We start from the raw sequence: 24,114 nt of genomic DNA on the forward strand, positions 1-24,114 counted from the left end.
GGCTAGTCTCCTTCGTCAGGCTCGATCTCGCCGCGCCGCGCACGTTCGGCGGCAAGGCGGTGTTTCTTCGTATTGGTCGGGGCCGGCTTCTTCTTCGGCTTGGTGTTCTTGGTGGTCTTTTCGCTGATTTTCGCGTGCGGCGCCTGCGGCGGCTCCAGGCCGAGATCGCGGCGCATCTGGCGCTCCTCGGCCTTGCCGCGGCGCATGGATTCCGCGATCAGCTCATCGGTCAGCACCAGCCGGGCCTCGCCGATATCTTCCATCGTCAGGAGAACGTCGGGATTGTCGCCGGCCTTGACGTCGTCGCGGTGCAGCTGCACCCGGTCGCCTTCGACGGCACCGAGCGTGCCGCGGAACCGCTTGCGCCCTTCATGCGCGACCGCCATGTCGATCTTCACCAGATGGCCGGAATAGCGTTCGAAATCGGAGCGGCGCACCAGCGGACGGTCGATCCCCGGCGAGGAGATCTCCAGTCGATAGGCGCGATCGATGGGGTCTGCGACATCGAGCACCGGCGACAGCGCCCGCGAGATCGCCTCGCAATCCTCGAGCTGCATCGATCCGTCCGGCCGCTCGGCCATGATCTGCACCGTGCAGCCGGCTTCCCCTGAAATGCGGATCCGCACCAGGCGGTAGCCCATGCCCTCGAGCACCGGCGCTGCGACCGCGGACACCCGTGCCGCCACGCCCGGCTCGACCACGAGCCTCGGTTCGGCCAGCAACTCGGCATCCGTGGAACCAGGGTTCGGTTCGGTCATATCAGGGGTCAAGGCGCTCGATGGTTAAGGCTTGGTTAAGACTTGAACAGATCAGGATTTGCAGAGCCTGTTTCGGAACTCTTTCATCCCGACAGCTCGCCGGGCCGCATATCTTCCACCAAGCCGCGCTCAGGTAATAAAAAAGAGCGGGTCCTTTCGGGCCCACTCTCACTACGCGGATCGTATGAGAAGATGAATTGGCGTTGATATAGCCCTTTCCGTCCTCCCGGACAAGGCCCATCACAGGCAGGACGAGGCTTTTTGCGCCGGTCTGTGGGACCCCCGCGCAACGCTTCCTTCATCTACGAGGCCTAAATTCCCTGATTGTGGGGCGGCTTGGACCAAGGGCGCACCCGCGGCGTGCCCTGTACGAGTTGCGTTTTCATGACCGTTGCCACGTCGCTCATTCCCGGACTGGACGATATCGTCAAACGCGGCGACCCCCGGCGTCGCGGCGAGATCGCGCGCGCCATCGCCCAGCTGTTCTTCCAGGACGCCGAGAAGCTCCGTCCCGATCTCGTCGATCTCTTCGACAACCTGCTGATCGATCTCGTCCCGCATGCCGAGCTTGCCTCGCGCGTCGACCTCGCCGAGCGCTTCTCGCGCCTGACCAATGCGCCGCCGCATCTGGTGAGCCAGCTCGCGCGCGAAAACGAGATCATGGTGGCGGGCCCCGTGCTGCGCCGCTCGCCGGTGCTTGACGACGCCGCCCTCGTCGAGATCGCGCGGCTGAAGGGCCAGGGCCATCTGCTGGCGCTGACCGAGCGCCCCGCACTGTCGGCTGCCATCACCGACGTGCTGGTCGAGCGCGGCGATCGCGACGTGGTGCGTCGCGCTGCGGGCAATGCCGGTGCGGTGTTCTCGCCTGGCAGCTATTCCGAGATGATCAGGCGTGCGTCGCAGGACGGCGTGCTGACGCTCAAGATCGGCCAGCGCAACGATCTCTCGGGCGAGCATCTGAAGCAACTTCTCGATGGCACGCTCGACGTCATCCGCCGCCGCCTCTCCAGCGTGGTCAATCCCGTGCGCCAGGTCGAGATCAAGCGCGCCATGGCGGCGATCGAGGAGGCTGCGCTGCCCCCGGGCCCGCGCCGCGATTTCTCGGCGGCACAGCGCACGGTGCTCACCTTGCATCGCGAGGGGCATCTCGGCGAGAGCGCGCTGCTCGGCTTCGCCAAGGCGCATAAATACGAGGAATCGATTGCCGCGCTCTCGGCGATGTCCGGCGTCCGCCTCTCGATCCTCGATCGCCTGATGGCGGGCGATCGCTACGATCCGATTCTGATCCTGGGGCGCATGCTGAATCTCGGCTGGCCCACGGTGCGCGCGCTCGTTCTGTTGTGGTACGGGCCGCATCGCAGGCCGGCCGATGCCGACATCGAGGCCGCGCGCGTGAACTTCACGCGCCTGATGCCGTCGACGGCCGAGCGCGTCGTGAAATTCTGGCGCAACCGCCAGACGATCTAATCAACGTACAGGTCTTTGTCGTCATGCCCGGGACAAGCCCGGGCATGACGGCTGCGGAGGATCGCGCGAAGAATTACACCCGCCTGAACCTCAGATACGTCGTCTTGCGCCCTTCGCGCGTGGCCTTCCGGCCGTAGCGCGTCATGGTGTAGCCGGCCCATGGCTGCCGGAAATCGTCGGCGCGCTCCGCGAGCCAGACGAAATCCTGCGAGCGCGCCAGATGCGACAGCGTCCAGGCACAGTAATCGTCGATGTCGCAGACGAAGCGGAATTCGCCGCCCGCTTTCAGAACGCGGGCCATCGCAGTGATGGTCCGGTCCTGGACGAAGCGCCGCTTCCAGTGCCGCCGCTTCGGCCAGGGATCGGGATGGATCAGGTCGATCCGCGACAGCGATGACGGCGGCAGCCATGCCAGCAGTTCGGCAGCATCGCCCGCGAACAGGCGGATGTTGGCGATGTTGGCCGCCTCGATCTGCGCGAGGATTTTGGCCATGCCGTTGACATAGGGCTCGCAGCCGATGAAGCCGGTCGTGGAGAAATTCCGTGCCTCAGCCGCAAGATGCTCGCCGCCGCCGAAGCCGATCTCGAGCCGCACATCGTCCGCCGCGGGATCGAAGATCTCGTTGGCGTTGCCCGGCACCTCGCCCTCGATGTCGAGCGCAAGATGCGGCAGCAGATGGTCGACCAGCTCGGCCTGGTGCTGCCTGAGCTTGTGGCCCTTGCGGCGCCCGAAGAAGGCGCGCTCGCTGTCATCGCGATCGGGATCTGATTTGCGTTCGCTCATCGCAGCGTCTGGTACAGGCGATGCAGCAGCCGCGCGCGCGGTTCGAGCGACGAAACGTAAAGCTGCTCATAGTGGGTGTGTGCGCCCTTGCCGTCGACGCCGAGTCCGTCGAGCGTTGCGGTGTGCGCGGCGGTGAAATTGCCGTCCGAGCCGCCGCCGGTGTGGGTGTCGACCAGCTCGAAGCCGATCTCGGCGGCGAGCGACTTCGCATGTTCGTACAACGAGGCGCCTGCATTGCTCTTCTCGTAGGGCGGACGATTGAGCCCGCCCGTGACCTTGACGGTGACGCCATCCGTCTTCGATGTCAGCCCGAGGATCTTGCCGACGAACTCTTCCGCGTCGGCAAAGCCTGGCACGCGCAGGTCGATTTCGGCATGGGCTTCTTCCGGCGTGACGTTGGGGCGCGTGCCGCCGCGCGCCACGCCGACATTCACCGTGACGCCGCGCGCCAGATCGTTCATCCCTTCCAGCGCCAGGATGACGTTGGCAAGCTCGCGGATCGCGCTGCGTCCATCCTGGGGCCGCGTGCCGGCATGTGCGGGCACGCCCTTGATGAATACTTCGAAGCGCCCGACGCCCTTGCGTCCGGTGACGATCTTGCCGCCGTCGCGCGCCGGCTCCGTCACCAGCACGTATTTGGCCTTGCGCCCTTCCGTTTCGATCAGCGTGCGCGAGGTGGGGCTGCCGATCTCCTCGTCGGAGGTGAAGACGTGCGTGATGCCGAGCGGCGAGCGGTCGCCGGCGGCGCAGAGCGCGCGAAAGGCGTGATGGGCGATATAGGCGCCACCCTTCATGTCGTAGATGCCGGGACCGAACGCGCTGTCGCCTTCGACCTTGAACGGCAGGCGCTCGATGAATCCCATGGGATGAACGGTATCGAGGTGGCTCAGCACCAGGATGCCCGGCCGGTCCTGGCCCCAGGTCGAGCGCGCAACGAGATGATCGCCGCAGCCATCGACGCCGGCGACGCGCTCGAGCGCAACCGGCAGATCGCGGTATTGCTCCGCGACCATGGAGACCAGCTTGTTGACCTGTTCAGGTGTGTCCGTCGGCGTCTCGATCTCCACCCAGCGGCGGATGCCATCGAGAATAGTTTGAGAATCGAACCAATTGGATTTGGTCATGAACGCATCTGTGCCTTTGAACCCCATCATCGAAGCGGGCGCGCACTAAAACGCGGCCGCAAATGACGACATAGGCCAGATTTGACGCAGCCTCAAATCGGATTGAGCCGTCGCGTCACCGTTTGTCGGGACCTTCGCGGGCGGCGATCTGCTCGACGAGATCGACGATCGAGCGGCGCATCTTCGAATCAGTGATTCGGGTGAATGCCTTGGTCAAAGCGAGACCTTCGGAGGTCGCGAGGAAGTCCGAGACGTAGGAAGGCGAGGCGCCTTCGGCGAAGCCGTCCGGGCCAGCTACGCCGCTCGGTCCGCCCTCGAACAGAAACGACACCGGCACCTGGAGAATCTCGGCGATCTGCTGGATACGACTCGCGCCGACGCGATTCGTGCCCTTCTCGTACTTCTGGATCTGCTGGAACGTCAGGCCCAAAGCTTCACCGAGCTTTTCCTGACTCATGCCCAACATGATGCGGCGCATGCGCACGCGGCTGCCGACATATTTGTCAACAGGGTTGGGCGCTTTCGACATTTCCTCAGCCTCCAAACACCACCTTCAGCGCAATCGACTGGAATGCCTCAGGTGCCAGCATCGTCAAAATCAAACCCTGTTATTGGGAAACATTGCGGAGAAATTTAGCAACGCCCACTGTCTTTCGCAGCGGATGCAGAATGAGGAACCCGCGTGCAGTCTGTCAACCGTGGGACTACGGTTGTCAAAGGATTCCGGCGGCGGCGAGGGCGTGATCAGGGGTGCCGTTTGGCAACACGTCGGCGGACCGCCAGAATCACCGCCAGCGCAACGAGCATGGCTGCGGGCACATCGCCTACCCGCGCATAGACGGTCGGCGGTATTGCGGCGGGCAGGCTTGCATCCAAAATGCCTTCGACGCCGAGGCCGAGGCTGGCAACGGTTCGTCCCACCGGATCGATCACAGCGGAGATGCCGGTATTGGCGGACCGGACCAGCGGCAATCCGAGTTCGATCGCGCGCATCCGGGCCTGCTCGAGATGCTGATAGGGACCGGTCGAGATGCCGAACCAACCGTCATTGGTGAGGTTCACGATCCATCCCGGACGCTCATTGCGGCCAGCCACCTCGCCGGGAAAGATTGCTTCGTAGCATATCAGCGGCAGCGCGGACGGCGCGCCGGGCACCGGCAGCGCATGTCGCACGGTGCCGGGAATGAAGCCGCCGCGGACGCGCGTGAGTTGCTCGAAGCCGAGCTTCTCCATCAGGCCCTGGTAGGGCAGGAATTCGCCGAACGGCACGAGGTGCAGCTTGTCGTAGACCGAGAGCACGCTGCCGTCGTGATCGATCACGTAGATCGAGTTGTAGGCGCGCGTGATCGGCGTGCCCCGCGGCAGTTCGGGGGCGCGGACCGAGCCCGTGATCAGCACCGTGCCCTTCGGCAAAAGCTCGGCGATCTGCGCCATCGCGTCGGCTTCGCGGGTCAGGAAGAACGGAAATGCGGATTCCGGCCAGATCAGGATGGTGGCGTCGCGCACGCCGGTCGATTGCGGCCCCGAGGCGCGATCCGACAGCGCCAGATATTTCTTCATCACCTCCGCCTTGGCGGCGTAGTTGAATTTCGCGTCCTGCCGGAGGTCCGGCTGCATCAGGCGCAGCTTCGCGCCCGCGACCATGGTGGTCGGATGCAGCGACAGGCGGATCGCGCCGAAGATGCCCATGCCAATCAGAAGCGCAATCGCGGCAGCCGGCGCGCGCCAGGCCGGGCGGCGATCAGGCGTGCGGTCGATCAGCGCCGCGGGGCTTGCGAAGATCGCGACGCTGAGGAACGTCATGCCCCACAGGCCGATCAGCGACGCCGTCTGCGCCAGCGGCAGCGGCTCGGACAGGGCATAGCCGAACGCGTTCCAGGGGAAGCCGGTCAATGCGTGACCGCGCAGCCATTCGGCGACGGTGAGGCTCGCGGCGAGCGCGAGGATGCGCGTGGCATCCTTGGTCCAGAGCAGGCGGGCCAGCGCAAATCCGATTGCGGTGAAGATGGAGAGATAGGCCGGCAAGCCAAGCACGGCGAACGGCGTCAGCCACGCGAACACATCGGCGTCGACGAAGAAGGCGTAGCCGATCCAGTAGAGGCCGGGGACGAAGTAGCCGAGCCCGAACCAATAGCCCGTCAGTGCCGCGGCGGGGACGCCGCCATATCGTCCGGCGCCCGCGCCGTCGATCAGCCAGACCAGCACCGGGAAGGTAATGAACAGCACCGGAAAGACATTGAACGGCGCCAGCGCCAGCACCGACAGCGCACCGCACCCCATCGCGACGAGCGCGCGCTTCCATCCCCAGGTGAGGATGATGGCAAGCGCAATCTGCCGAAGCCGTTGGAACAGGATCACTGCGAGCCGGTCCCGTCGCTTGGCGGCGGGACGGGCGTGTCGCTGGAAGGCGGTTGACCGCTCTCCGGCGGGGCCTCGCGGCGGCGGCTCTCGCGCTGGGTGCGCGGCGCGGGCCGTTCCTTGCGCGTCGAGATGCGCAGCCGCTTGACGCGGCGCGGATCGGCATCGAGCACCTCGACCTCGTAATTGCCGGGGCCCGAGATCACCTCGCCGCGCACCGGCAGGCGGCCGACGTGGCTGACGAGATAGCCGCCGAGCGTCTCGACTTCCTCGCCGGCCTCGCCGGTGACGAAGTCCTCGCCGATCACCGTGCGAACGTCGTCGAGGCTGGCGCGGGCATCGGCGATGAAGGCGTTGTCGGGCAGCCGCACGATCGAGGGCGGCTCGTCGCTGTCGTGCTCGTCGTCGATCTCGCCGACGATCTGCTCGACGATGTCCTCCAGCGAAACCAGCCCGTCACTGCCGCCATATTCGTCGACCACCAGCGCCAGATGAATGCGCGTGGCCTGCATCTGCGCCAGCAGGTCGATCGCCCGCATCGACGGTGGCACGTAGAGCAGCTTGCGGATGATGCGCGCATCCTGCAGCGGCAATGCCAGATCAACCGTACGCAGGTCGAGGCCGGCCGGCAGCGGCTTCTTGCGCTTGGTCTTCGTGGCCTCCGACACCCGCGCGCGCACGGTCATGAAAGCGAGCAGATCACGGATGTGGACGATGCCGACGGGATCGTCCAGCGTCTCGTTGTAGACGACGAGGCGCGAATGGCCGGCGCTTTCGAAGCGGTCCATCAACTCGCCGAGCGGGATGTCGCGCTTCACCGCGATGATGTCGGCGCGATGCACCATGACGTCGGCGATGCGGCGCTCGTGCAGACCGAGGATGTTGCGCAACATGGTGCGCTCGACGGTCGAAAAGCCGGTGTCGTCAGGCGTCGTGGCGTCGAGCACGACCTGGAGATCGTCGCGCACCGATCCCGCCTTCCAGCCGAACAGGGTGCGAATGGCACGCAGCAGCCAGCCTTCCGCGGTCGGGCGCATCACCTCGCCGGATGTCACCACGACCGGCAAATTGGCGGTATTGCGCGGATTGTCGTGAATTGGGTCGGAATCGGGCATCTCAATGCGTCCCCGGGCGGTCTGCATAGGGATCGGGTATGCCGAGATGAGACAGGATCTCTCGTTCGAGCGCTTCCATCTCCTCCGCGTCGCCATCGTCCTCGTGATCGTAGCCGATCAGGTGCAGGAAACCATGCACGGCGAGATGGCTCAAATGATGATCGAACGGCTTCTGTTCCTCGTCCGCCTCGCGACGCATGGTCTCGTAGGCGATCGCGATGTCGCCGAGCATGCGTGGCGCATCGCCGGGCTTCCACTCGCCCTCCGGCTGGAGCGCTGGAAACGACAGCACGTTGGTCGGCTTGTCGATGCCGCGCCAGTTGCTGTTGAGGGTGCGGATGCCGGCATCATCGGTCAGCATCACGGCCACTTCGGCGTCGGCAACGTCCTCGTCGACACTCTCGGCGGCGGCTGCCACCGCCCGCTGGATCACCGCTTCGAAATCGGGTTCGCGCTGCCAGCAATCGGCGACGACGAGGACCTCGGTCATGGGAAGGTTTGGATGTGACATCTTGTTTGTTCGGAACGAATGGACGCCCTGTCCGCGTCCGTATGGTCCGGCTGTTGTCTCGTTACGATTTACCGGTGGCCGGCCGCTGCGGCGAACTTTCGTAGGCGGCGACGATCCGCGCCACGAGCTCGTGGCGGATCACGTCCTCGGCTTTGAAATGAACTTGTGCAATGCCTTCGACGCCGCCCAGCAGGCGCGTTGCCTCGGCGAGACCCGAGGTCTGGCCGTTCGGCAGGTCGATCTGCGAGGGGTCGCCGGTCACGATCATGCGGCTGTTCTCGCCGAGACGGGTCAAGAACATCTTCATCTGCATCGACGTGGTGTTCTGGGCCTCGTCCAGGATGATCGCGGCATTGGTCAGCGTGCGGCCGCGCATGAAGGCAAGCGGCGCGATCTCGATCTCGCCGGTCTGGAGCGCGCGCTCGACGATGCGCGCGTCCATGAGGTCGTAAAGCGCGTCGTAGATCGGACGCAGATAGGGATCGACCTTCTCGCGGAGATCGCCGGGCAAAAAGCCGAGCCGCTCGCCGGCCTCGACCGCCGGACGTGACAGGATGATCTTGTCGACTTCCTTGCGCTCGAACAGCTGCGCGGCATGCGCGACCGCGAGCCAGGTCTTGCCGGTGCCGGCGGGGCCGATGCCGAACACCAGCTCGTGACGCTTCAGCGCTCGGATGTAGGAATCCTGCGCTGCGGTGCGTGCCCGCACCGGGCGCTTGCGCAGGTTGATGCTGTCGAAGGTGGATTTGACCGATTTGGCGTCGAATTCGAACAGGGAGCCCTGGGCGATCACGGCGCGAATCGCGCCTTCGACCTCGCCCTGGTCGAGATCCTGCCCTTTCACGGCCTGCGCGTAGAGTGTCTCCAGCACGCGGCGCGCGGCGTCGCAGCCGTCGCGTGTGCCGCCGATGGTGATGTGGTTGCCCTTGGAGTCGACCACGACGCCGAGCCGCCGCTCGATCTGCGCGAGATTCTGGCCGTAGGGGCCGACCAGCGCGGAAGCGGCGCGATTGTCGTCGAAATCGATGACGACCTGGGTCTCGGGCGGAACTTGCATGTCGCGGTCAAATTTGCGGCTGGGAGCGAACGAAGACGAATCCGATGCGCTTTTTGGCAAGGGTTCAGGCTCCAATGGCGATTTGCGATAAAGCGGGCTCGCGCGCCGCGTGCGGTGTCACGAGCTCACCGAGAAAACTATAGCGTTCGAGGCTGTCGATCCGGACCGGCAGGATCTGTCCGATAATGTCGGGCGAGGCCATCACATGCGCAGGCTGGAGGAAGGCGGTGCGGCCGACGATCTGGCCCTCCTTGCGGGCCGGACGCTCGAACAGCACATCGACCGTTGAGCCAATCGCAGCCTTGTTGAAGGCCGATTGCTGGCTGTCGATCAGTTCCTGGAGCCGCTCCAATCGCTGGTCCATCTCGGCGGGGGACACCGTCTCCTGCATATCCGCGGCCGGCGTTCCCGGCCGGGCGGAATATTTGAACGAATACGCCGCAGCGTAGCCGATTTGCGTGACAAGCGCGAGGGTGGCGAGAAAATCTTGCTCGCTTTCGCCGGGGAAGCCCACGATAAAATCCGATGAAAAAGCAATGTCTTGGCGCGCGGCCCGGAAACGGTCGATGACACGCCGATAATCATCGGCGGTATGTTTCCGGTTCATGGCGGCCAGAATCCGGTCCGAACCCGATTGCACCGGCAGGTGCACGAACGGCATCAGCTCGCCGAGATCGCGATGGGCTGCAATCAAACTGTCATCGACGTCGCGGGGATGGCTGGTCGAATAGCGCAGTCGCGCGATGCCGGGGATTTTCGCCAGATGCTCGAGCAGCCGGCCGAGCGGCCAGCTTTTTCCGTCCGGCCCCTCGCCATGATAGGCGTTGACGTTCTGCCCGATCAGCGTGAGCTCGCGCACGCCATTGTCGGCGAGCCGCTTCACGTCGTCGACGATCTTGGCGACCGGCCGCGAGACTTCCGAACCACGCGTGTAGGGCACGACGCAGAAGGTGCAGAACTTGTCGCAGCCTTCCTGCACTGTGACGAAAGCGGAAATGCCGCGCGCGCGGATCGCGTCGGGTTTTGGCTGGGCGAGGAAGCCGAACTTGTCGGCGGCGGGAAACTCGGTCTCGATCGCGCGGCCTTCGTCGCCGGCGCGCTTCAACAGCTCGGGCAAATGATGATAGCTCTGCGGGCCGACCACGACGTCGACCACCGGCGCGCGGCGCACGATCTCCTCGCCCTCGGCCTGCGCTACGCAGCCCGCGACCGCGATCTGCATCGCACGGCCCCCGCGCGCGGCCTCGTCCTTGGCGACGCGCAGGCGGCCGAGCTCGGAATAGACCTTTTCGGAGGCCTTCTCGCGGATATGGCAGGTGTTGAGGATGACGAGGTCAGCGTCCTCCGCGCTGGCCGTCTCCACGAATCCTTCCGGAGCCAGTGTGTCCACCATGCGCTGGGCATCGTAGACGTTCATCTGGCAGCCATATGATTTGATGTGCAGCTTGCGCGGCGGCTTCATGGAACCCGGAATTGAGGTGGAGAACGGCCCTCAGATATAGGCTGGAGGGCCGAAAATCCAGCGATTGGGGGGCCCCAAACGGTATTCCGGGGCGCCCAGAAGACGGGTGAACCCGGAATCCAGAGGTTTTGGCCCGAGATTCCGGGTTCACGCGCGCCGCGCGTGCCCCGGAATGACGCCGAGGGGCCGAAATCAGCCCGCCAGGGCGGTCGCTCCGACCCGCCGGACCAGCTCCGGCAGTTGCCGCATATCGTCGAACGTCAATGCGGCGCCGGCGGCCCGCAGCCGTTCGGCGTGACCCGGCGGGCAGTGGCTGCCGCCGTGAAAGCCAAGCACGGTCATGCCGGCGGCGTGCGCGCCTGTTACCCCGGGGACGCTGTCCTCGATCACAACACACCGTTCCGGCGCCGCTTTCATCTGCTCGGCGGCAAACAAAAACAGATCGGGCGCGGGCTTGCCGCGCGCGACCTGGCTTGCGGAAAAGATGTTCGGGGCGAGCAAGTCGTAGAGCCCGGCGCATGTCAGGCCGTGATGGATCTTCTCCGGCGTCCCGCTCGAGGCAACGCATTTCGGTAAGTTGATCGCAGCGATCGCCGCGGCGACATGAGTGATCGGTTGCAGATCGCTGGCGTAGAATTGCAGCGTGGCCGCGCTCACCTGCTGCTCCAGATCGTCGGGAAGGCTGCGGCCGATCTCCTGCTCGACCATCCGCCGTGCGTCTTTCTCGGAGACGCCGAGGAAGCGGACCAGCACCTGCTCCGACGTGATCGGATAGCCATGCCGCGTCAGCACGTCCGCATGCGCGCGACAGGAGATGACCTCGCTGTCCACGAGCACGCCGTCGCAATCGAAGATGATCAGTTCGACAGCCACTAGATCAGGACGTCGGCTTGTCGTCGTCGAGCGGGACGCAATAGAGTTCGAGCCGATGGTCGACCAGCTTGTAGCCGAGCTTGCGGGCGATCTCCGCCTGGAGCTTCTCGATCTCCTCGGAGGTGAACTCGATCACCTTGCCGTCGCGCAGATTGATGAGGTGGTCGTGATGGCTGTCGCGCATCGTCTCGTAGCGCGCGCGGCCCTCGCGGAAATCATGGCGCTCGATGATGCCTGCATCCTCGAACAGCTTGACGGTGCGATACACGGTCGAGATCGAGATCTTGTCGTCGACGGCGACACAGCGCCGGTAAAGTTCCTCGACGTCGGGATGGTCGACCGATTCCGCCAGCACGCGGGCGATGACGCGGCGCTGCTCGGTCATGCGCATGCCGGTGGCGGCGCAGCGCGCCTCGATGCCGGTCGCCTTGGAGGCGGAGGAAGGTTTAAGTCCAGTCATAGGGTGTCTGCCTGACGGGGCGCTTTCTGCCATCAATGTTACGACAAGTCACGTCGCATCAGAAGTGCGTTCAATTGTTCCCCGTTGGGCTGCTTATAGTAGCGTTCGCGGCGCCCGACCACCATGAATCCGGCCCGATCGTAGAGCCGCCGCGCCGGCTGGTTATTTTCCTCGACTTCGAGAAATATTGTGCGCACGCCGCGTCCTGCGAGGTGGCCGAGATGTGTCATCAGCAGCGTGCGGGAAAGGCCGCGGCCGCGGTGAGCCTGGTCGACGGCGATGGAGAGGATTTCCGCTTCGTCCGCGCCGATCCGCGAGACCGCGAACCCGATTGTCTTGCGGCCGAGCCGCAACCGGTGCACGAGCGTGTTGTGCTCGCCGATCATGCCCTCGAACTCGGCTTCGCCCCAGCCGCGGGCAAAGGATTGTCCGTGCAACTGCGCCAGCCGTACGGCGTCGCGCGTGGACGCCGGCTCGACGGCGGCCGTGCCGCCGCGCCACCATTCCGAAAGCCATCTCATCATGAGGTTGCGGCTTGTGCTGCGAGCGGTGGCTGTGCGGGCGGCTTTGCATCGGGTGCGCGCAGATAAAACGGCCGCGCCGGATTTGTCTCGGGATCGGCCGCGGCTCCAAGCCACGCGATCCAGCCGATATCGGGCGCGGGCTGCGCGTCGACCGCAACGGGTTGCGGACCATCCTTCGGCCAGCGATCGGCGAGGATCTTTGCGGCATTGCCGACCAGATGCGGCGCGCCGAATTGCGAGGCCGCGATCGCCTCGTCAATTGGAACGACGCTCGGCCGCACCAGCTGGCTGCCGTCGCCGGCCACGATCTGGAAGTAGACGTGATCGTGCCGCGCATCGATCGCCGAGATCACCGGCGCCGTTCCGCTCTGGCCGACGACGGTGGCGGCATAGGCCGATAACGTCGTCAGCCCGGCGGCGGGCCGTTTCGCCGCAAGCGCAAGGCCGCGCGCCGCCGAAATCCCGACTCTCAGGCCCGTGAAGCTTCCGGGGCCGACGGTGACGGCGATGCGGTCGAGCGAGGTGAAGGCAAGATCGGCCGATTGCATCACGCGCGCGATCATCGGCATCAGCGCTTCGGCGTGGCCACGCTTCATCAGAAGCGATTCCTGCGCAAGGAGCTGGCCGGCGTCGGTGTCGAGAACGGCGGCCGCGCACGCCTCCAGCGCGGTATCGATGGCAAGGATCAGCATGAGAACGCGAATGGCGAGTGGCGAATAACGAGGAGTGTAGCGAACCACGCGCCAATCCGCCATTCTTCACGCACTGTTCGTAGCCCCCCTGATATCGCCCCACTTCGTAGGGTGGGCAAAGCGAAGCGTGCCCACCACGGCTGTTTCACCTTGGTTGGCGGGCACGGCGCAAGTGCGCCTTTGCCCACCCCACGGCATTGCCTACATTGGCCGGACTTCGACCACGTCGGGCACGAAATGCTTGAGCAAATTCTGGATGCCGTGCTGGAGCGTCGCGGTCGATGACGGGCAGCCGGAACAGGCACCCTTCATGTTGAGATAGACGACACCGTCCTTGAAGCCGCGGAAGGTAATGTCGCCGCCGTCATTGGCGACCGCCGGCCGCACGCGGGTCTCGATCAGATCCTTGATCATGTCGACGGTCTCGGCATCGGCCTCGTCGAAGAACTCGTCCTCGTCGTCGAGGTCGGCATCGCTCTGGACGGCTCCGTCGGCGAGCAGCGGCGCGCCGGACATGTAGTGCTCCATGATGGCACCGAGGATCGCGGGCTTGAGCTGCTGCCATTCACCGTTCGCCTTGGTCACGGTGATGAAATCCGATCCATAGAACACGCCGGTGACGCCGGGCACGTCGAACAGCTTTTCGGCGAGCGGCGAACGGCCTGCGGCTTCGCGGCTCGAAAACTCCATCGGGCTGCCGTCGACCACCACGCGGCCGGGAATGAACTTCAGCGTGGCAGGATTTGGGGTGGCTTCGGTTTGAATAAACATGGTTTTCTCCAGACGTCACCGGTTCAAGGCCGGCGCGTGCCCTATCCACTAGCAGATGGCGACGGCGAACGCACGGTCAAGGGGGAGTAGAGTATTAGTCCAATATTTTCAGCGGCTTGGGCTTCGCTTACCCTCCCCTGGAGGGGGCGCTACGCATGCAGCGAAGCTGAACGCGCAGCGGGGCGGGTGCCGGTCCCTCCACCTCGCACACTGCCCGTGTTGAGAGATCACCCCACCCCGCTCGCGCTGCGCGCGATCGACCCTCCCCTCCAGGGGAGGGTAAGAAGGGAGCTACGACAGCGAATCCACGCTTCCATCGCTCAGCGCGCCCGAGATGATCGTCACCGGCACCGGGAACGTGCCCAGCGCATGGGCGAGCAGCGAGACCAGCGGTCCCGGACCCTCCGCGCCGGGATTGGCGGCGAGCACCAGCATGGCGATGTCAGGGTCATCATCGATCACGGCGAGCAGTTGTTCCATGGCATCGCCTTCACGGATCACCCGCTCCGGCGTGATCGCGGCGATGCCGTTGGCGCGGCCGGCGGCGCGGTCGAGCGCGGCTTCCGCCGCCTCCTGCGCCTCGGCGCGCATGATGTCGGCGACACCCAGCCATTCCTGGCTCTGCTGCTCGGGCTCGATGATGCGCAGCATCACCACGCCGCCGCCGGCGCGGATCGCCCAGCGGCTGGCGTAATAGACCGCGCGATCCCATTCGGCGGTGTCATCGACGATCACGAGGCATTTGGGCTTGTGCCCCGGCTCGAAGCAAAGTCGCTTGCTGGTCATGCATGTCCCGGAATGTGCACGGACGGCATGCTGCCACACTCCCTGTTCGTTTGGGAGAGGGGGGGGCCGACGCCGCGGCGCCGGCCAGACTTCGCAACCGCAGGAATCAGCGCCGGCGGATGAAGCCGACGATGTCCTTCGAGAGCTTCATGGTCTCGTCGGCGATCGCGCGGGCACGGTCGGCGCCATCGTTCAGGACCGCGTCGATATGGCCGGGGTCGGCGACGAGGCGCTTCATCTCGCCGGCGATCGGTGCGAGCTTCGTGACGCACAGCTCGACCAGCGAATTCTTGAAGCTGGAGAACTGGCCGCCGCCGAATTCTCTGAGCACGTCGGCCTTGGAGCGGCCGGAGAGCGCCGCGAAGATGCCGACGAGATTGTCGGCCTCGGGACGCGCTTCCAGGCCCTTTTCCTCTGATGGCAACGGCTCCGGATCGGTCTTCGCCTTGCGTACCTTCTGCGCGATGGTGTCGGCGTCGTCGGTCAAATTGATGCGCGAATTGTCGGAGGCATCCGACTTCGACATCTTCTTGGTGCCGTCGCGTAAGGACATCACGCGCGTCGCCGGGCCCGTGATCAAGGGTTCCGGCAGCGGGAAGAACAGGCCGTCATTGGCGCCGAGGTTGCGGATCGAGTCGCCAAAATCGTTGTTGAACTTCTGCGCGATGTCGCGCGACAGCTCGAGATGCTGCTTCTGGTCCTCGCCGACCGGAACGTGGGTGGCGCGGTACAGCAGAATGTCGGCGGCCATCAGCACGGGATAGTCGAACAGCCCGACCGACGCATTCTCGCGGTCCTTGCCGGCCTTCTCCTTGAACTGGGTCATGCGGCCCAGCCAGCCCATGCGCGCGACGCAGTTGAAGATCCAGGTGAGCTCGGCGTGACCCGAGACCTGGCTCTGGTTGAACACGATGTGCTTCTTCGGATCGATGCCGCTCGCGATGAACGCCGCGGTCACCTCGCGGGTGTTGCGCGCGAGCTCGACCGGTCCGCCCCAGACGTCCACCCCTTGCGTGATCGCATGCATGTCGACGACGCAATAGATGCAGTTGTGGGTTTCCTGCATCTTCACGAAGTTGACGATCGCGCCGAGGTAATTGCCGAGGTGCAGATTGCCCGTCGGCTGGACGCCCGAAAAGACCCGTTCAACGAATGCCATGGTCGCCTTCCTGGAAGGTATTCGGCCGTCGTTTCCAACAGCGGCGCTGCCCCGTCAAGGGTAATTCGATGGCATCACGTCTCGGACTCGGTCTGGGCCGGACGCTTCAGCACTTTAGCCGCCTCGCGCCATGAGGCCGCGCCCAGGACCTGCAGGAGCAGGCCATAGACGGCGATCCCGGCCGCGATCTGCACGCCCAGGACGATGAAGCGGATGAGCCCATGCGCTTCGGCGGACGACAGACCGGTCGTGAGCCAGAGCAGGCCGCCCATGGCAGCCGCGGCGAGCACGATCCGCGGCAGCCGGTTGCGGGCGGCCGCATCGACCGAGAAGCCGAACTCGCTGGTGCCTTTCCGCAACAGCGAGATCGCACTGCTCCAGGCGCCGGCCGCGATGCTGGCAGCGATTCCGCTCGCGCCGAGGAAGTGTCCGAGCACGACAGCGAGGGCGATCGCGACCACAAAACCCTTGGCCGTTGCCAGCAGCGGCGTCATCGTGTCGCTGCGGGCATAGTAAGCCGGCGACAGCGCCTTGATCAGCACGTGGGCCGGCAGGCCCAGCGCCAACCACATCAGCGCGTGGGAGGTCGCCATGCTGTCATCGGCGCCGAACGCGCCATGCTCGAACAGCAGCCGCACGATCGGCTCGGCCAGCACGATCAGGCCGAGCGTTGCCGGCAGCGCCAGCCCCGCGGCGAGTTCCAGCGCGCGCGATTCCGCGTGCGCGACGGCGTCGCGGTCGCCGCTGCTCACCGCGCGCGTCAGCTCCGGCACCAGCACCGTGCCCATGGCGACGCCGACGATGCCGAGCGGCAGCTCGATCAGGCGGTTGGCGAAATAGAGCCAGGAGACCGCGGAGGGCGTGGCGGAGGCGATGATCGCGCCGGCGACCATCAGCCATTGCGGGCCCGAGCTTGCGATCATGCCGGGAATGGCCTTGGCAAAGAAGGTGCGCATCGCCGCGTCGAAGCTGATCCGCAGCGGCGTGGCCAGTCGCGCGCTTCGCTGCGACAAGAGCATCAGCAATTGCAGCAGGCCGGCGACGCCGACCGTGGCGGCGAGCATCCACGCGGCGAAACTCGCATCAGCATGCCAGGCGAGCAACGCTGCGATCGCTGCGATGAGCGCCATATTGAACAGCAGCGGCGAGAACGCCGTGAGAGCAAAGCGGCCTTGCGCGTTGAGCAGTCCCATCAGCACCGTGACGGGGCCGGCAAAGGCGAGATAAGGCAGCATCAGCCGCGCGTTCTTGACGGCGAGATCGAGCGTGCCGCTGCCCAGAAATCCGGGCGCGATGACCGTGATGATCAGCGGCATCAAGAGGGCAATCACGAGCGAGATCGCGATCAGGGCCACGCTGACCGTGCCAAGCACGAGTCCGGCGAACGCTGCCGCGGCAGCCTCGCCGTCGCGCTCACGGACGCGCAGCCAGGCCGGGATCAGCGCCGCATTGAGCGCCCCCTCGCTGAGCAGCCGCCGCACGACATTGACGAGCTGGAACGCCGCCAGAAACGCGTCGGCCACGGCGCCGGTGCCGAGCAGCGCCGCGATCAGGGAATCGCGGGCAAAGCCCAAGAGCCGCGAGGCCAGTGTTCCCGTCGAGACTGTCAGGAAGGAGCGGATCATTGCGCCGACATAATACCGTTGCTTGCCCGGGCAGGGCCGGTCGTGATAGGCCGCGAGCCAGATTTCAGACCGACAGGAAGCGGATTTCCGCGGGTATCGCAATCCGGCAAACAGGATCAAGGTGAATGGCTGACGTGAAATATGACGTTCTCGGCATCGGCAACGCGCTGTTCGACGTGCTGGTCAAGACCGATGAAGCCTTTCTGGGCAAGCATGGCATGACCAAGGGCAGCATGTCCCTGATCGACGAGGCGCGCGCCGCCGCCATCTACAAGGACATGGGGCCGGCGACGGAAGTCTCGGGCGGCTCGGCTGCCAACACCATCGTCGGCATCGGCAGCCTCGGTGCACGCGCAGCCTATGTCGGCAAGGTCAAGGACGACCAGATCGGCAAGCTCTATGTCCACGACATCCGCTCAGCCGGCGTCGCCTTCAACACGCCCGCTGCGAAGGATGGCCCTGCGACCGGCTGTTCCTACATCCTCGTCACGGGCGACGGCGAGCGCACCATGAACACCTATCTCGGCGCCGCGCAGGATTTGTCGCCGACCGACATCGATCCGGCCGAGATCGCTTCTGCCGGCATCGTCTATCTCGAGGGCTATCTCTGGGATCCCAAGAACGCCAAGGACGCCTTCGTCAAGGCGGCCCAGATCGCCCATGCTGCCAAGCGCAAGGTGGCGCTGACGCTGTCGGATTCGTTCTGCGTCGATCGCTATCGCGACGAGTTCCTCGAGCTGATGCGCAACGGCACGGTCGACATCGTGTTCGCCAACGAGTCCGAGCTGCATTCGCTCTACACGACCTCGGACTTCGACACCGCGCTGAAGCAGCTGCGCAACGACGTCGGTCTCGGCGTGGTCACCCGCAGCGAGAAGGGCTGCGTGGTGGTGACGCCGACCGAGGCCGTCGCGGCGCCGGCTTCGCCGATCGCGAAGCTGGTGGACACCACCGGCGCCGGTGATCTCTTCGCCGCCGGCTTCCTGTACGGTCTGGCGCGTAACCTTGCGCACAAGCAGTGCGGCGAACTCGGCGCGCTCGCGGCTGCCGAAGTGATCCAGCACATCGGCGCGCGTCCACAGGTGTCGCTGAAGGAGCTGGCGCAGCAGCGCGGGTTGACGGTTTAACTCCGCTTTCTCCCCGTCATTGCGAGGAGCGTAGCGACGAAGCAATCCAGACTATCTCCGCAGAGGCAGGCTGGATTGCTTTGCTGCGCTCTAAGCCGTCTTCGCCGCCTTCAATCCCAGCCGCTGTTCCACCGCATCGCGCATCACGAATTTCTGGATCTTGCCGGTCACGGTCATCGGAAACTCGTCGACGAACTCCACATAGCGCGGGATCTTGTTGTGAGCGATCTGGCCGTCGCAGAACGCGCGAACCTCTTCGGCCGTCAGCGTCTCGCCCGGCCTGACGCGGATCCAGGCGCAGAGCTCCTCGCCATAGCGGGTGTCTGCCACGCCAAAAATCTGCACGTCCTGAATCTTGGGGTGGCGATACAGGAATTCCTCGATCTCGCGCGGATAGAGGTTCTCGCCGCCGCGGATCACCAGATCCTTGATGCGGCCGACGATGTTGCAATAGCCCCCGTCGTCGATGGTGGCGAGATCGCCAGTGTGCATCCAGCCATTGGCATCAAGCACGTCCGCCGTCTTTTCCTTCTCCTCCCAATAGCCCAGCATGATGCTGTAGCCGCGGGTGCAGAGCTCGCCGCGTTCGCCGCGCTTGACGATCCTGCCCTCGAGATCGACGACCTTGACCTCGACATGCGGATGGATCCGTCCGACGGTCGAGACGCGCCGTTCGAGCGGGTCGTTCGTCGCGCTCTGGAAGCTGACCGGACTGGTCTCGGTCATGCCGTAGGCGATGGTGACCTCGCGCATGTTCATCTCGGTGTTGACGCGCTTCATCACCTCGATCGGGCAGGGCGCGCCCGCCATGATGCCGGTGCGCAGCGATGTCAGGTCGAACTTTGGGAATTCGGGGTGATCGAGCTCCGCGATGAACATCGTCGGCACGCCGTACAGCGCCGTGCACTTTTCCTGCTCGATCGCGCGCAGCGTCGCGAGCGGATCGAAACCCTCGCCGGGATAGACCATCGTCGAGCCGAGCGTGACCGAGGCGAGGTTGCCCATCACCATGCCGAAGCAGTGATAGAGCGGCACCGGAATGCAGATGCGATCCTGCTCGGTCAGGTGCATCGCACGTCCCGTGAAATAGCCGTTGTTGAGGATATTGTGGTGCGTCAGCGTCACGCCCTTGGGCGATCCCGTGGTGCCGCTGGTGAACTGGATGTTGACGGGAGCGTCGAATTGCAAGGCAGCGCCGAGTGCAGTGAGCTGCTCGCGATGCTGCGCTCCGCCCATGCGCGCGACCTCTTCGAACGGGATCGTGCCTGATGCCGCGGGGCCGCCGATCTGGATCACCATCCGCAAGTCCGGCAGTCGCGCCGCGTTTAGTCTTCCGGGTTCGGCGCCGGCCAGTTCCGGCAGCAGCGTGTTGAGCATCTCAATGTAATGACTGGTTTTGAACGCGGTCGCCGTGACGATCGCCTTGCAGCCGACCTTGCGCAGCGCGAACTCCAGCTCGCTCAAGCGGTAGGCGGGATTGATCGTCACCAGGATCAGGCCGGCCTTGGCGGCGGCGAACTGGGTCAGCGTCCATTCCGGCCGGTTCAGCGACCAAATGCCGATCCGCTGCCCCCGCTCGAGGCCGAGCGCGAGAAAGCCGGCGGCGAGCGCGTCGACCCGTTCGGCGAATTCCGTCCAGGTCCACCTGACGCCGTGGCTAGGCGAGACCAGCGCCTCGCGATGGCCCCAGTGACGCACAGCGCGGTCGAGGTTGCGACCGATGGTTTCGCCGAGCAGCGGCGTGTCCGAGATGCCGCAAACATAGCTGTCGGCTTTGTCTGACAATTCGAAATCCTCTCGTCAGAGATAGTCAGTGCGATCTTTTTCGGTCGTCATGGCCGGGACAAGCCCGGCCATGACGTGTGGGGAGAATTCGGCTCGCCCTCAGGCCGCCCTCTGCCCGCTCCCCGCATCGAGCCCGGCATACACGCCACGCTCGAATCCCGTGAAGGCCTCGATGCACTTGGCGTCGACGAACGGCAACACCTGCATCAGGATCACGCCGGAAACATCGCGCGCCGGGTCGATCCAGAAATAGGTGTTGGCGAGACCGGCCCAGGCGAGGCTACCGGCGCTGCGACCCTCCGGCGTCTTGGCAGTATTGATCAGGAAGGACAGCCCCCACTTCTTCACGATGTCGGGGAAGAGATCGACATCGTTGGTGTACATGGGCGCAACCGTCGTCATCTTGCCAATGGTGAGGTCGCCGATGTGGTTCTGGCCCATCAGCGCGACCGTCTCGGGCTTCAGCACCTGGTTGCCGTTGCCGCGGCCCTTGTTGAGGATCATCTGGGTGAACTTGATGTAGTCGCCGGCAGTGCCGTAAAGGCCGCCGCCACCCATGCAGAATTCCGGATTCTGCTCGATCTCGAACGGGATCGGCGCCAGCGATCCATCCTCGCCGCGAGCATGGGTGGCGACCAGCCGCTGGCGCATGTTGTCGGTGATCTTGAAGCCGGTGTCGCTCATACCGAGCGGAGTGAAGATATTGTCGCGCAGATAGGCATCGAGCCGCTTGCCGCTCACGGCTTCCACTGCCTTGCCGACGAAGTCGATGTTGATGCCGTATTCCCAGCGCGTCCCGGGATCAGACATGATCGGCGTCTTCAGCGCGACGTCCTGGCAGGAGAAGATGTTCGGGGTTCCGGTCTTCTCCAGATAGACCGCGAGATCGCCGTTCCACACATTGTAGGCAAAACCGGCGGTGTGGGTCATGAGCTGACGCAGCGTGATCGCGCCCTTCGCCGGCCGCAGCTTCGGCTCGCCCTTGGCGCCAAAACCTTCGAGCACCTGCGGCTTGGCGAGGTCGGGCAGCACCGAACCGATCGGCGCATCCAACGACAGCTTGCCCTGCTCGACGAGCTGCATCGCGCCCGCTGAAGTCACCGCCTTCGTCATCGAGGCGATCCAGAACACGCTGTCTGCGGTCATCCCATCGGGCTTGGACAGGTCGCGCTTGCCGAACGCGCCTTGGTAGATCACGTCGTTGCCGCTGGCGGCGATCGCCACGGCGCCGGGAATCTCCTTGGCGTCGCTCTTCTGGCGCAGGATCTCGTCGATCTGGGCTTTGCTTTGCATACGCGTTTCCTCCGGTTTGATTATTGTTGGAAGCGAATGATTGTCCTCCTGCACGGTCCGCGCGGCAAGCGCGTCCAGATGCCCGCGCCGGTCGCGATGTCGTGACTTGACGGTCCGCAGGTCCCGCAGGACGAGAGAGGGCTGAACTGCAACACTCCGTCACAATCTGCGGTCGATGGCCGCAACTCACCGTGACCGTGGATGGGCTCTGGCGAAATGTTTCACGTGTTTGAAGCACTTGAAACATTTTGTGCGTTGCGACGTTTGGCTCTCGGCCCAATCGGCGGCTGACGTTAAGACTTGATGCAAATTTGGCGGCCTCCGATCGGCCGCGGGGGACCTCAGATGATTTCGACTTGGAGCGAATGGAAGCGCTATCCCCGTCCCGGACGGGGCGACAATCTCGAGGCGCCGATTTCGCCCGGCATCTATGAGGTCCGGATCGCCGGCACCGGCGCGCTCTATTCATTCGGCGCCGTCGACAATCTGGCACAGGCGCTGGCACTGCTGCCGGTGGGCTCGAAATCCTGGTTCGGCCGCCGCGACACGTCCGACGTTCCCGATCTCGAATACCGGACGTGCGCAACGTCCTCGAAGGCCGACGCCAAGGCAGCCGCCGAGCGCATGATCGGCCGGCGCGAGACCTATATGAGTGGCGCGGCATAGCCGCGCCGTTGCCACTTTAACTCCCAGCAGATGTGCGTTGCGGGACGGTGCATTGCGAGCCGTCTGTCCCTATATTCGTGGCAGATCCGATCGCGCCCCGAGGAGTGACGCCATGACCCCGACCGCCGCCGCACGCGCCCCGCAAGCCACGTCCAATCTGCGCGACCGGTTGAAGGACCCCTCGCTGCTGAAGGAGGCCTGCTACATCGACGGCGCCTGGGTCGGCTCGCCCGTCTTCGCAGTGAACAACCCCGCGACCGGCATCGAGCTCGCCAAAGTCCCGCAGCTTGGTGCGGAGGATACGACCAAGGCGGTCGAAGCCGCCGAGCGCGCCTTTCCGGCCTGGGCCAAGCACACCGCCAAGCAGCGCTCCAACATCTTGCGCAAATGGTTCGAGCTGATCATTGCCAACCGCGAGGACCTCGCGCTGATCCTGACCTCCGAGCAGGGCAAGCCGCTCTCCGAGGCGCTCGGCGAGGTCGACATCGGTGCCGCCTATATCGAGTTCTTTGCGGAGGAAGCCCGTCGCGTCTACGGCGAGACCATCCCGACGCAGCGGCCCGATGCGCGCCTGCTCGCGATCAAGCAGCCGATCGGCGTCTGTGGCGCCATCACGCCGTGGAATTTCCCGAACTCGATGATCACCCGAAAAGTGTCGCCGGCGCTGGCGGCCGGCTGCACCGTGGTGCTGAAGCCCGCCAACGAGACGCCGCTGTCGGCGCTGGCGCTCGCCGTGCTCGCCGAGAAGGCCGGCATCCCCAAGGGCGTGCTCAACATCATCACCGGCGACGCGCCGCCGATCGGCAAGGTGCTGTGCGAGCATCCGGCCGTGCGCTTCGTCGGCTTCACCGGCTCGACCGCGGTCGGCAAGATCCTCTATCAGCAGGCTTCCGTCGGCGTGAAGCGGCTCGGCCTCGAGCTCGGCGGCAATGCGCCGTTCGTGGTGTTCGACGACGCCGACATCGATGCCGCGGTCGAAGGCGCGATCGTATCGAAGTATCGCAACATGGGTCAGACCTGCGTCTGCGCCAACCGCCTCTACGCCCAGGACAAGATCTACGACGAGTTCGTGAAGAAGCTGTCGGCGAAGGTCGCGGCGATGAAGATCGGTGACGGCACCGAGAGCGGCGTCACGCAGGGCCCGCTGATCAATCTGAAAGCGGTCGACAAGGTCGAGCGCCATATCGCCGACGCCGTCAAGCGCGGCGCCAAGATCGTCACCGGCGGCAAGCGCAGCGAACTCGGGCGCTCGTTCTTCGAGCCGACCGTGCTCGCCAACGTCAAGCCGGACTCGCTGGTGTCGCAGGAAGAGACCTTCGGCCCGCTCGCGCCCGTCATCCGCTTCAAGGACGAGGCCGATGTGATCGCGATGTGCAACGCCTCGCCGTTCGGGCTCGCCTCCTACTTCTACTCCCGCGATCTCGGCCGCGTCTGGCGCGTCGCCGAGGCGCTTGAGTCCGGCATGGTCGGCGTCAACACCGGCCTGATCACCACCGAAGTGGCCCCCTTCGGCGGCGTCAAGGAGAGCGGCCTCGGCCGCGAAGGCTCGCGTCACGGCATGGAAGAATATGTCGAGATCAAATACGTGATGATGGCGGGGGTGTGAGGGCCTAGCTGTCTCCACACCGTCATGGCCGGGCTCGACCCGGCTATCCACGTCTTATCTCGCGGTACAAAGAACGTGGATGCCGGGAAAAGCTCGAGCATGACGCCGCCA

Annotated in this window: 23 protein-coding genes; 4 read left to right on the forward strand and 19 right to left on the reverse strand. The window is 65.1% G+C overall.

Annotated features, from left to right (window positions below):
• Nucleotides 1-2: 2 nt before the first annotated feature.
• Nucleotides 3-758, reverse strand: a complete 756-nt coding sequence (gene rimP / locus JQ627_RS15680) for a ribosome maturation factor RimP (protein WP_212485062.1) — start codon at nucleotides 756-758, stop codon at nucleotides 3-5.
• 384 nt (nucleotides 759-1,142) lie between these two features.
• Between rimP and JQ627_RS15685 the strand changes: the two genes are divergently transcribed.
• The gene (locus JQ627_RS15685; RefSeq protein WP_212485063.1) at nucleotides 1,143-2,225 is read left to right on the forward strand and encodes a DUF2336 domain-containing protein; all 1,083 of its coding nucleotides are present in this window, start codon (nucleotides 1,143-1,145) and stop codon (nucleotides 2,223-2,225) included.
• A gap of 73 nt (nucleotides 2,226-2,298) precedes the next feature.
• On the opposite strand, the gene trmB is transcribed toward JQ627_RS15685, so the two are convergent.
• From trmB to murJ, 16 genes are all read right to left on the reverse strand, one after another.
• On the reverse strand, nucleotides 2,299-3,009 hold the full coding sequence (gene trmB / locus JQ627_RS15690) for a tRNA (guanosine(46)-N7)-methyltransferase TrmB (RefSeq protein WP_212485064.1): 711 nt from the start codon (nucleotides 3,007-3,009) through the stop codon (nucleotides 2,299-2,301).
• Nucleotides 3,006-4,163, reverse strand: coding sequence for a M20 family metallopeptidase (locus tag JQ627_RS15695; RefSeq protein ID WP_212485065.1), 1,158 nt, complete (start codon nucleotides 4,161-4,163; stop codon nucleotides 3,006-3,008). Before JQ627_RS15695 ends, trmB begins: the two co-directional genes overlap by 4 nt.
• A gap of 85 nt (nucleotides 4,164-4,248) precedes the next feature.
• Nucleotides 4,249-4,662, reverse strand: a complete 414-nt coding sequence (locus tag JQ627_RS15700; protein WP_008131807.1) for a helix-turn-helix domain-containing protein — start codon at nucleotides 4,660-4,662, stop codon at nucleotides 4,249-4,251.
• A gap of 215 nt (nucleotides 4,663-4,877) precedes the next feature.
• The gene (gene lnt, locus JQ627_RS15705; RefSeq protein WP_212485066.1) at nucleotides 4,878-6,491 is read right to left on the reverse strand and encodes an apolipoprotein N-acyltransferase; all 1,614 of its coding nucleotides are present in this window, start codon (nucleotides 6,489-6,491) and stop codon (nucleotides 4,878-4,880) included.
• Nucleotides 6,488-7,606, reverse strand: coding sequence for a hemolysin family protein (locus JQ627_RS15710; protein ID WP_249143105.1), 1,119 nt, complete (start codon nucleotides 7,604-7,606; stop codon nucleotides 6,488-6,490). The genes lnt and JQ627_RS15710 overlap by 4 nt, the downstream gene beginning before the upstream one ends.
• Before the next feature lies 1 nt (nucleotide 7,607).
• Complete coding sequence (gene ybeY, locus JQ627_RS15715; protein WP_249143106.1) at nucleotides 7,608-8,096, reverse strand: rRNA maturation RNase YbeY; 489 nt, start codon at nucleotides 8,094-8,096, stop codon at nucleotides 7,608-7,610.
• Nucleotides 8,097-8,178: 82 nt separating this feature from the next.
• Complete coding sequence (locus JQ627_RS15720) at nucleotides 8,179-9,174, reverse strand: PhoH family protein (protein ID WP_212485069.1); 996 nt, start codon at nucleotides 9,172-9,174, stop codon at nucleotides 8,179-8,181.
• 64 nt (nucleotides 9,175-9,238) lie between these two features.
• Complete coding sequence (gene miaB / locus JQ627_RS15725) at nucleotides 9,239-10,636, reverse strand: tRNA (N6-isopentenyl adenosine(37)-C2)-methylthiotransferase MiaB (RefSeq protein WP_212485070.1); 1,398 nt, start codon at nucleotides 10,634-10,636, stop codon at nucleotides 9,239-9,241.
• Nucleotides 10,637-10,828: 192 nt separating this feature from the next.
• Entirely contained in the window at nucleotides 10,829-11,509 is a 681-nt protein-coding gene (locus JQ627_RS15730; RefSeq protein ID WP_212485071.1) for an HAD family hydrolase, read from the reverse strand.
• A 4-nt stretch (nucleotides 11,510-11,513) separates the two neighbouring features.
• A complete protein-coding gene (locus JQ627_RS15735; protein WP_028150589.1) occupies nucleotides 11,514-11,969 on the reverse strand; it encodes a Fur family transcriptional regulator in 456 nt (151 codons plus the stop codon).
• A 38-nt stretch (nucleotides 11,970-12,007) separates the two neighbouring features.
• Nucleotides 12,008-12,493: a ribosomal protein S18-alanine N-acetyltransferase gene (gene rimI / locus JQ627_RS15740; protein WP_212485072.1), complete on the reverse strand. Its 486-nt coding sequence runs from the start codon at nucleotides 12,491-12,493 to the stop codon at nucleotides 12,008-12,010.
• Nucleotides 12,490-13,185, reverse strand: coding sequence for a tRNA (adenosine(37)-N6)-threonylcarbamoyltransferase complex dimerization subunit type 1 TsaB (tsaB, locus tag JQ627_RS15745; protein ID WP_212485115.1), 696 nt, complete (start codon nucleotides 13,183-13,185; stop codon nucleotides 12,490-12,492). Before tsaB ends, rimI begins: the two co-directional genes overlap by 4 nt.
• Nucleotides 13,186-13,386: 201 nt before the next feature.
• A complete protein-coding gene (locus JQ627_RS15750) occupies nucleotides 13,387-13,956 on the reverse strand; it encodes a NifU family protein (protein WP_212485073.1) in 570 nt (189 codons plus the stop codon).
• A gap of 291 nt (nucleotides 13,957-14,247) precedes the next feature.
• The gene (locus tag JQ627_RS15755; protein ID WP_212485074.1) at nucleotides 14,248-14,742 is read right to left on the reverse strand and encodes a universal stress protein; all 495 of its coding nucleotides are present in this window, start codon (nucleotides 14,740-14,742) and stop codon (nucleotides 14,248-14,250) included.
• A gap of 106 nt (nucleotides 14,743-14,848) precedes the next feature.
• Nucleotides 14,849-15,901 (reverse strand): tryptophan--tRNA ligase, encoded by a 1,053-nt coding sequence (gene trpS, locus JQ627_RS15760; protein WP_212485075.1) that lies wholly within the window; start codon nucleotides 15,899-15,901, stop codon nucleotides 14,849-14,851.
• Nucleotides 15,902-15,975: 74 nt separating this feature from the next.
• Entirely contained in the window at nucleotides 15,976-17,526 is a 1,551-nt protein-coding gene (murJ, locus tag JQ627_RS15765; protein WP_212485076.1) for a murein biosynthesis integral membrane protein MurJ, read from the reverse strand.
• A 125-nt stretch (nucleotides 17,527-17,651) separates the two neighbouring features.
• Here murJ and JQ627_RS15770 point away from each other — a divergent pair, with 125 nt between their 5' ends.
• Complete coding sequence (locus tag JQ627_RS15770; protein WP_212485077.1) at nucleotides 17,652-18,653, forward strand: adenosine kinase; 1,002 nt, start codon at nucleotides 17,652-17,654, stop codon at nucleotides 18,651-18,653.
• 90 nt (nucleotides 18,654-18,743) lie between these two features.
• Here JQ627_RS15770 and JQ627_RS15775 read toward each other — a convergent pair whose 3' ends face one another.
• Complete coding sequence (locus JQ627_RS15775) at nucleotides 18,744-20,438, reverse strand: AMP-binding protein (RefSeq protein WP_212485078.1); 1,695 nt, start codon at nucleotides 20,436-20,438, stop codon at nucleotides 18,744-18,746.
• A 99-nt stretch (nucleotides 20,439-20,537) separates the two neighbouring features.
• Complete coding sequence (locus JQ627_RS15780) at nucleotides 20,538-21,731, reverse strand: serine hydrolase (RefSeq protein ID WP_212485079.1); 1,194 nt, start codon at nucleotides 21,729-21,731, stop codon at nucleotides 20,538-20,540.
• 345 nt (nucleotides 21,732-22,076) lie between these two features.
• Between JQ627_RS15780 and JQ627_RS15785 the strand changes: the two genes are divergently transcribed.
• Nucleotides 22,077-22,397 carry a hypothetical protein gene (locus JQ627_RS15785; protein ID WP_028150598.1) on the forward strand — a complete coding sequence of 107 codons (321 nt, stop codon included), beginning with the start codon at nucleotides 22,077-22,079 and terminating at the stop codon, nucleotides 22,395-22,397.
• 112 nt (nucleotides 22,398-22,509) lie between these two features.
• Nucleotides 22,510-24,003 (forward strand): NAD-dependent succinate-semialdehyde dehydrogenase, encoded by a 1,494-nt coding sequence (locus tag JQ627_RS15790; RefSeq protein ID WP_212485080.1) that lies wholly within the window; start codon nucleotides 22,510-22,512, stop codon nucleotides 24,001-24,003.
• Nucleotides 24,004-24,114: the final 111 nt, after the last annotated feature.

Source organism: Bradyrhizobium liaoningense (genome assembly GCF_018130785.1).
Taxonomy (GTDB): domain Bacteria; phylum Pseudomonadota; class Alphaproteobacteria; order Rhizobiales; family Xanthobacteraceae; genus Bradyrhizobium; species Bradyrhizobium liaoningense_A.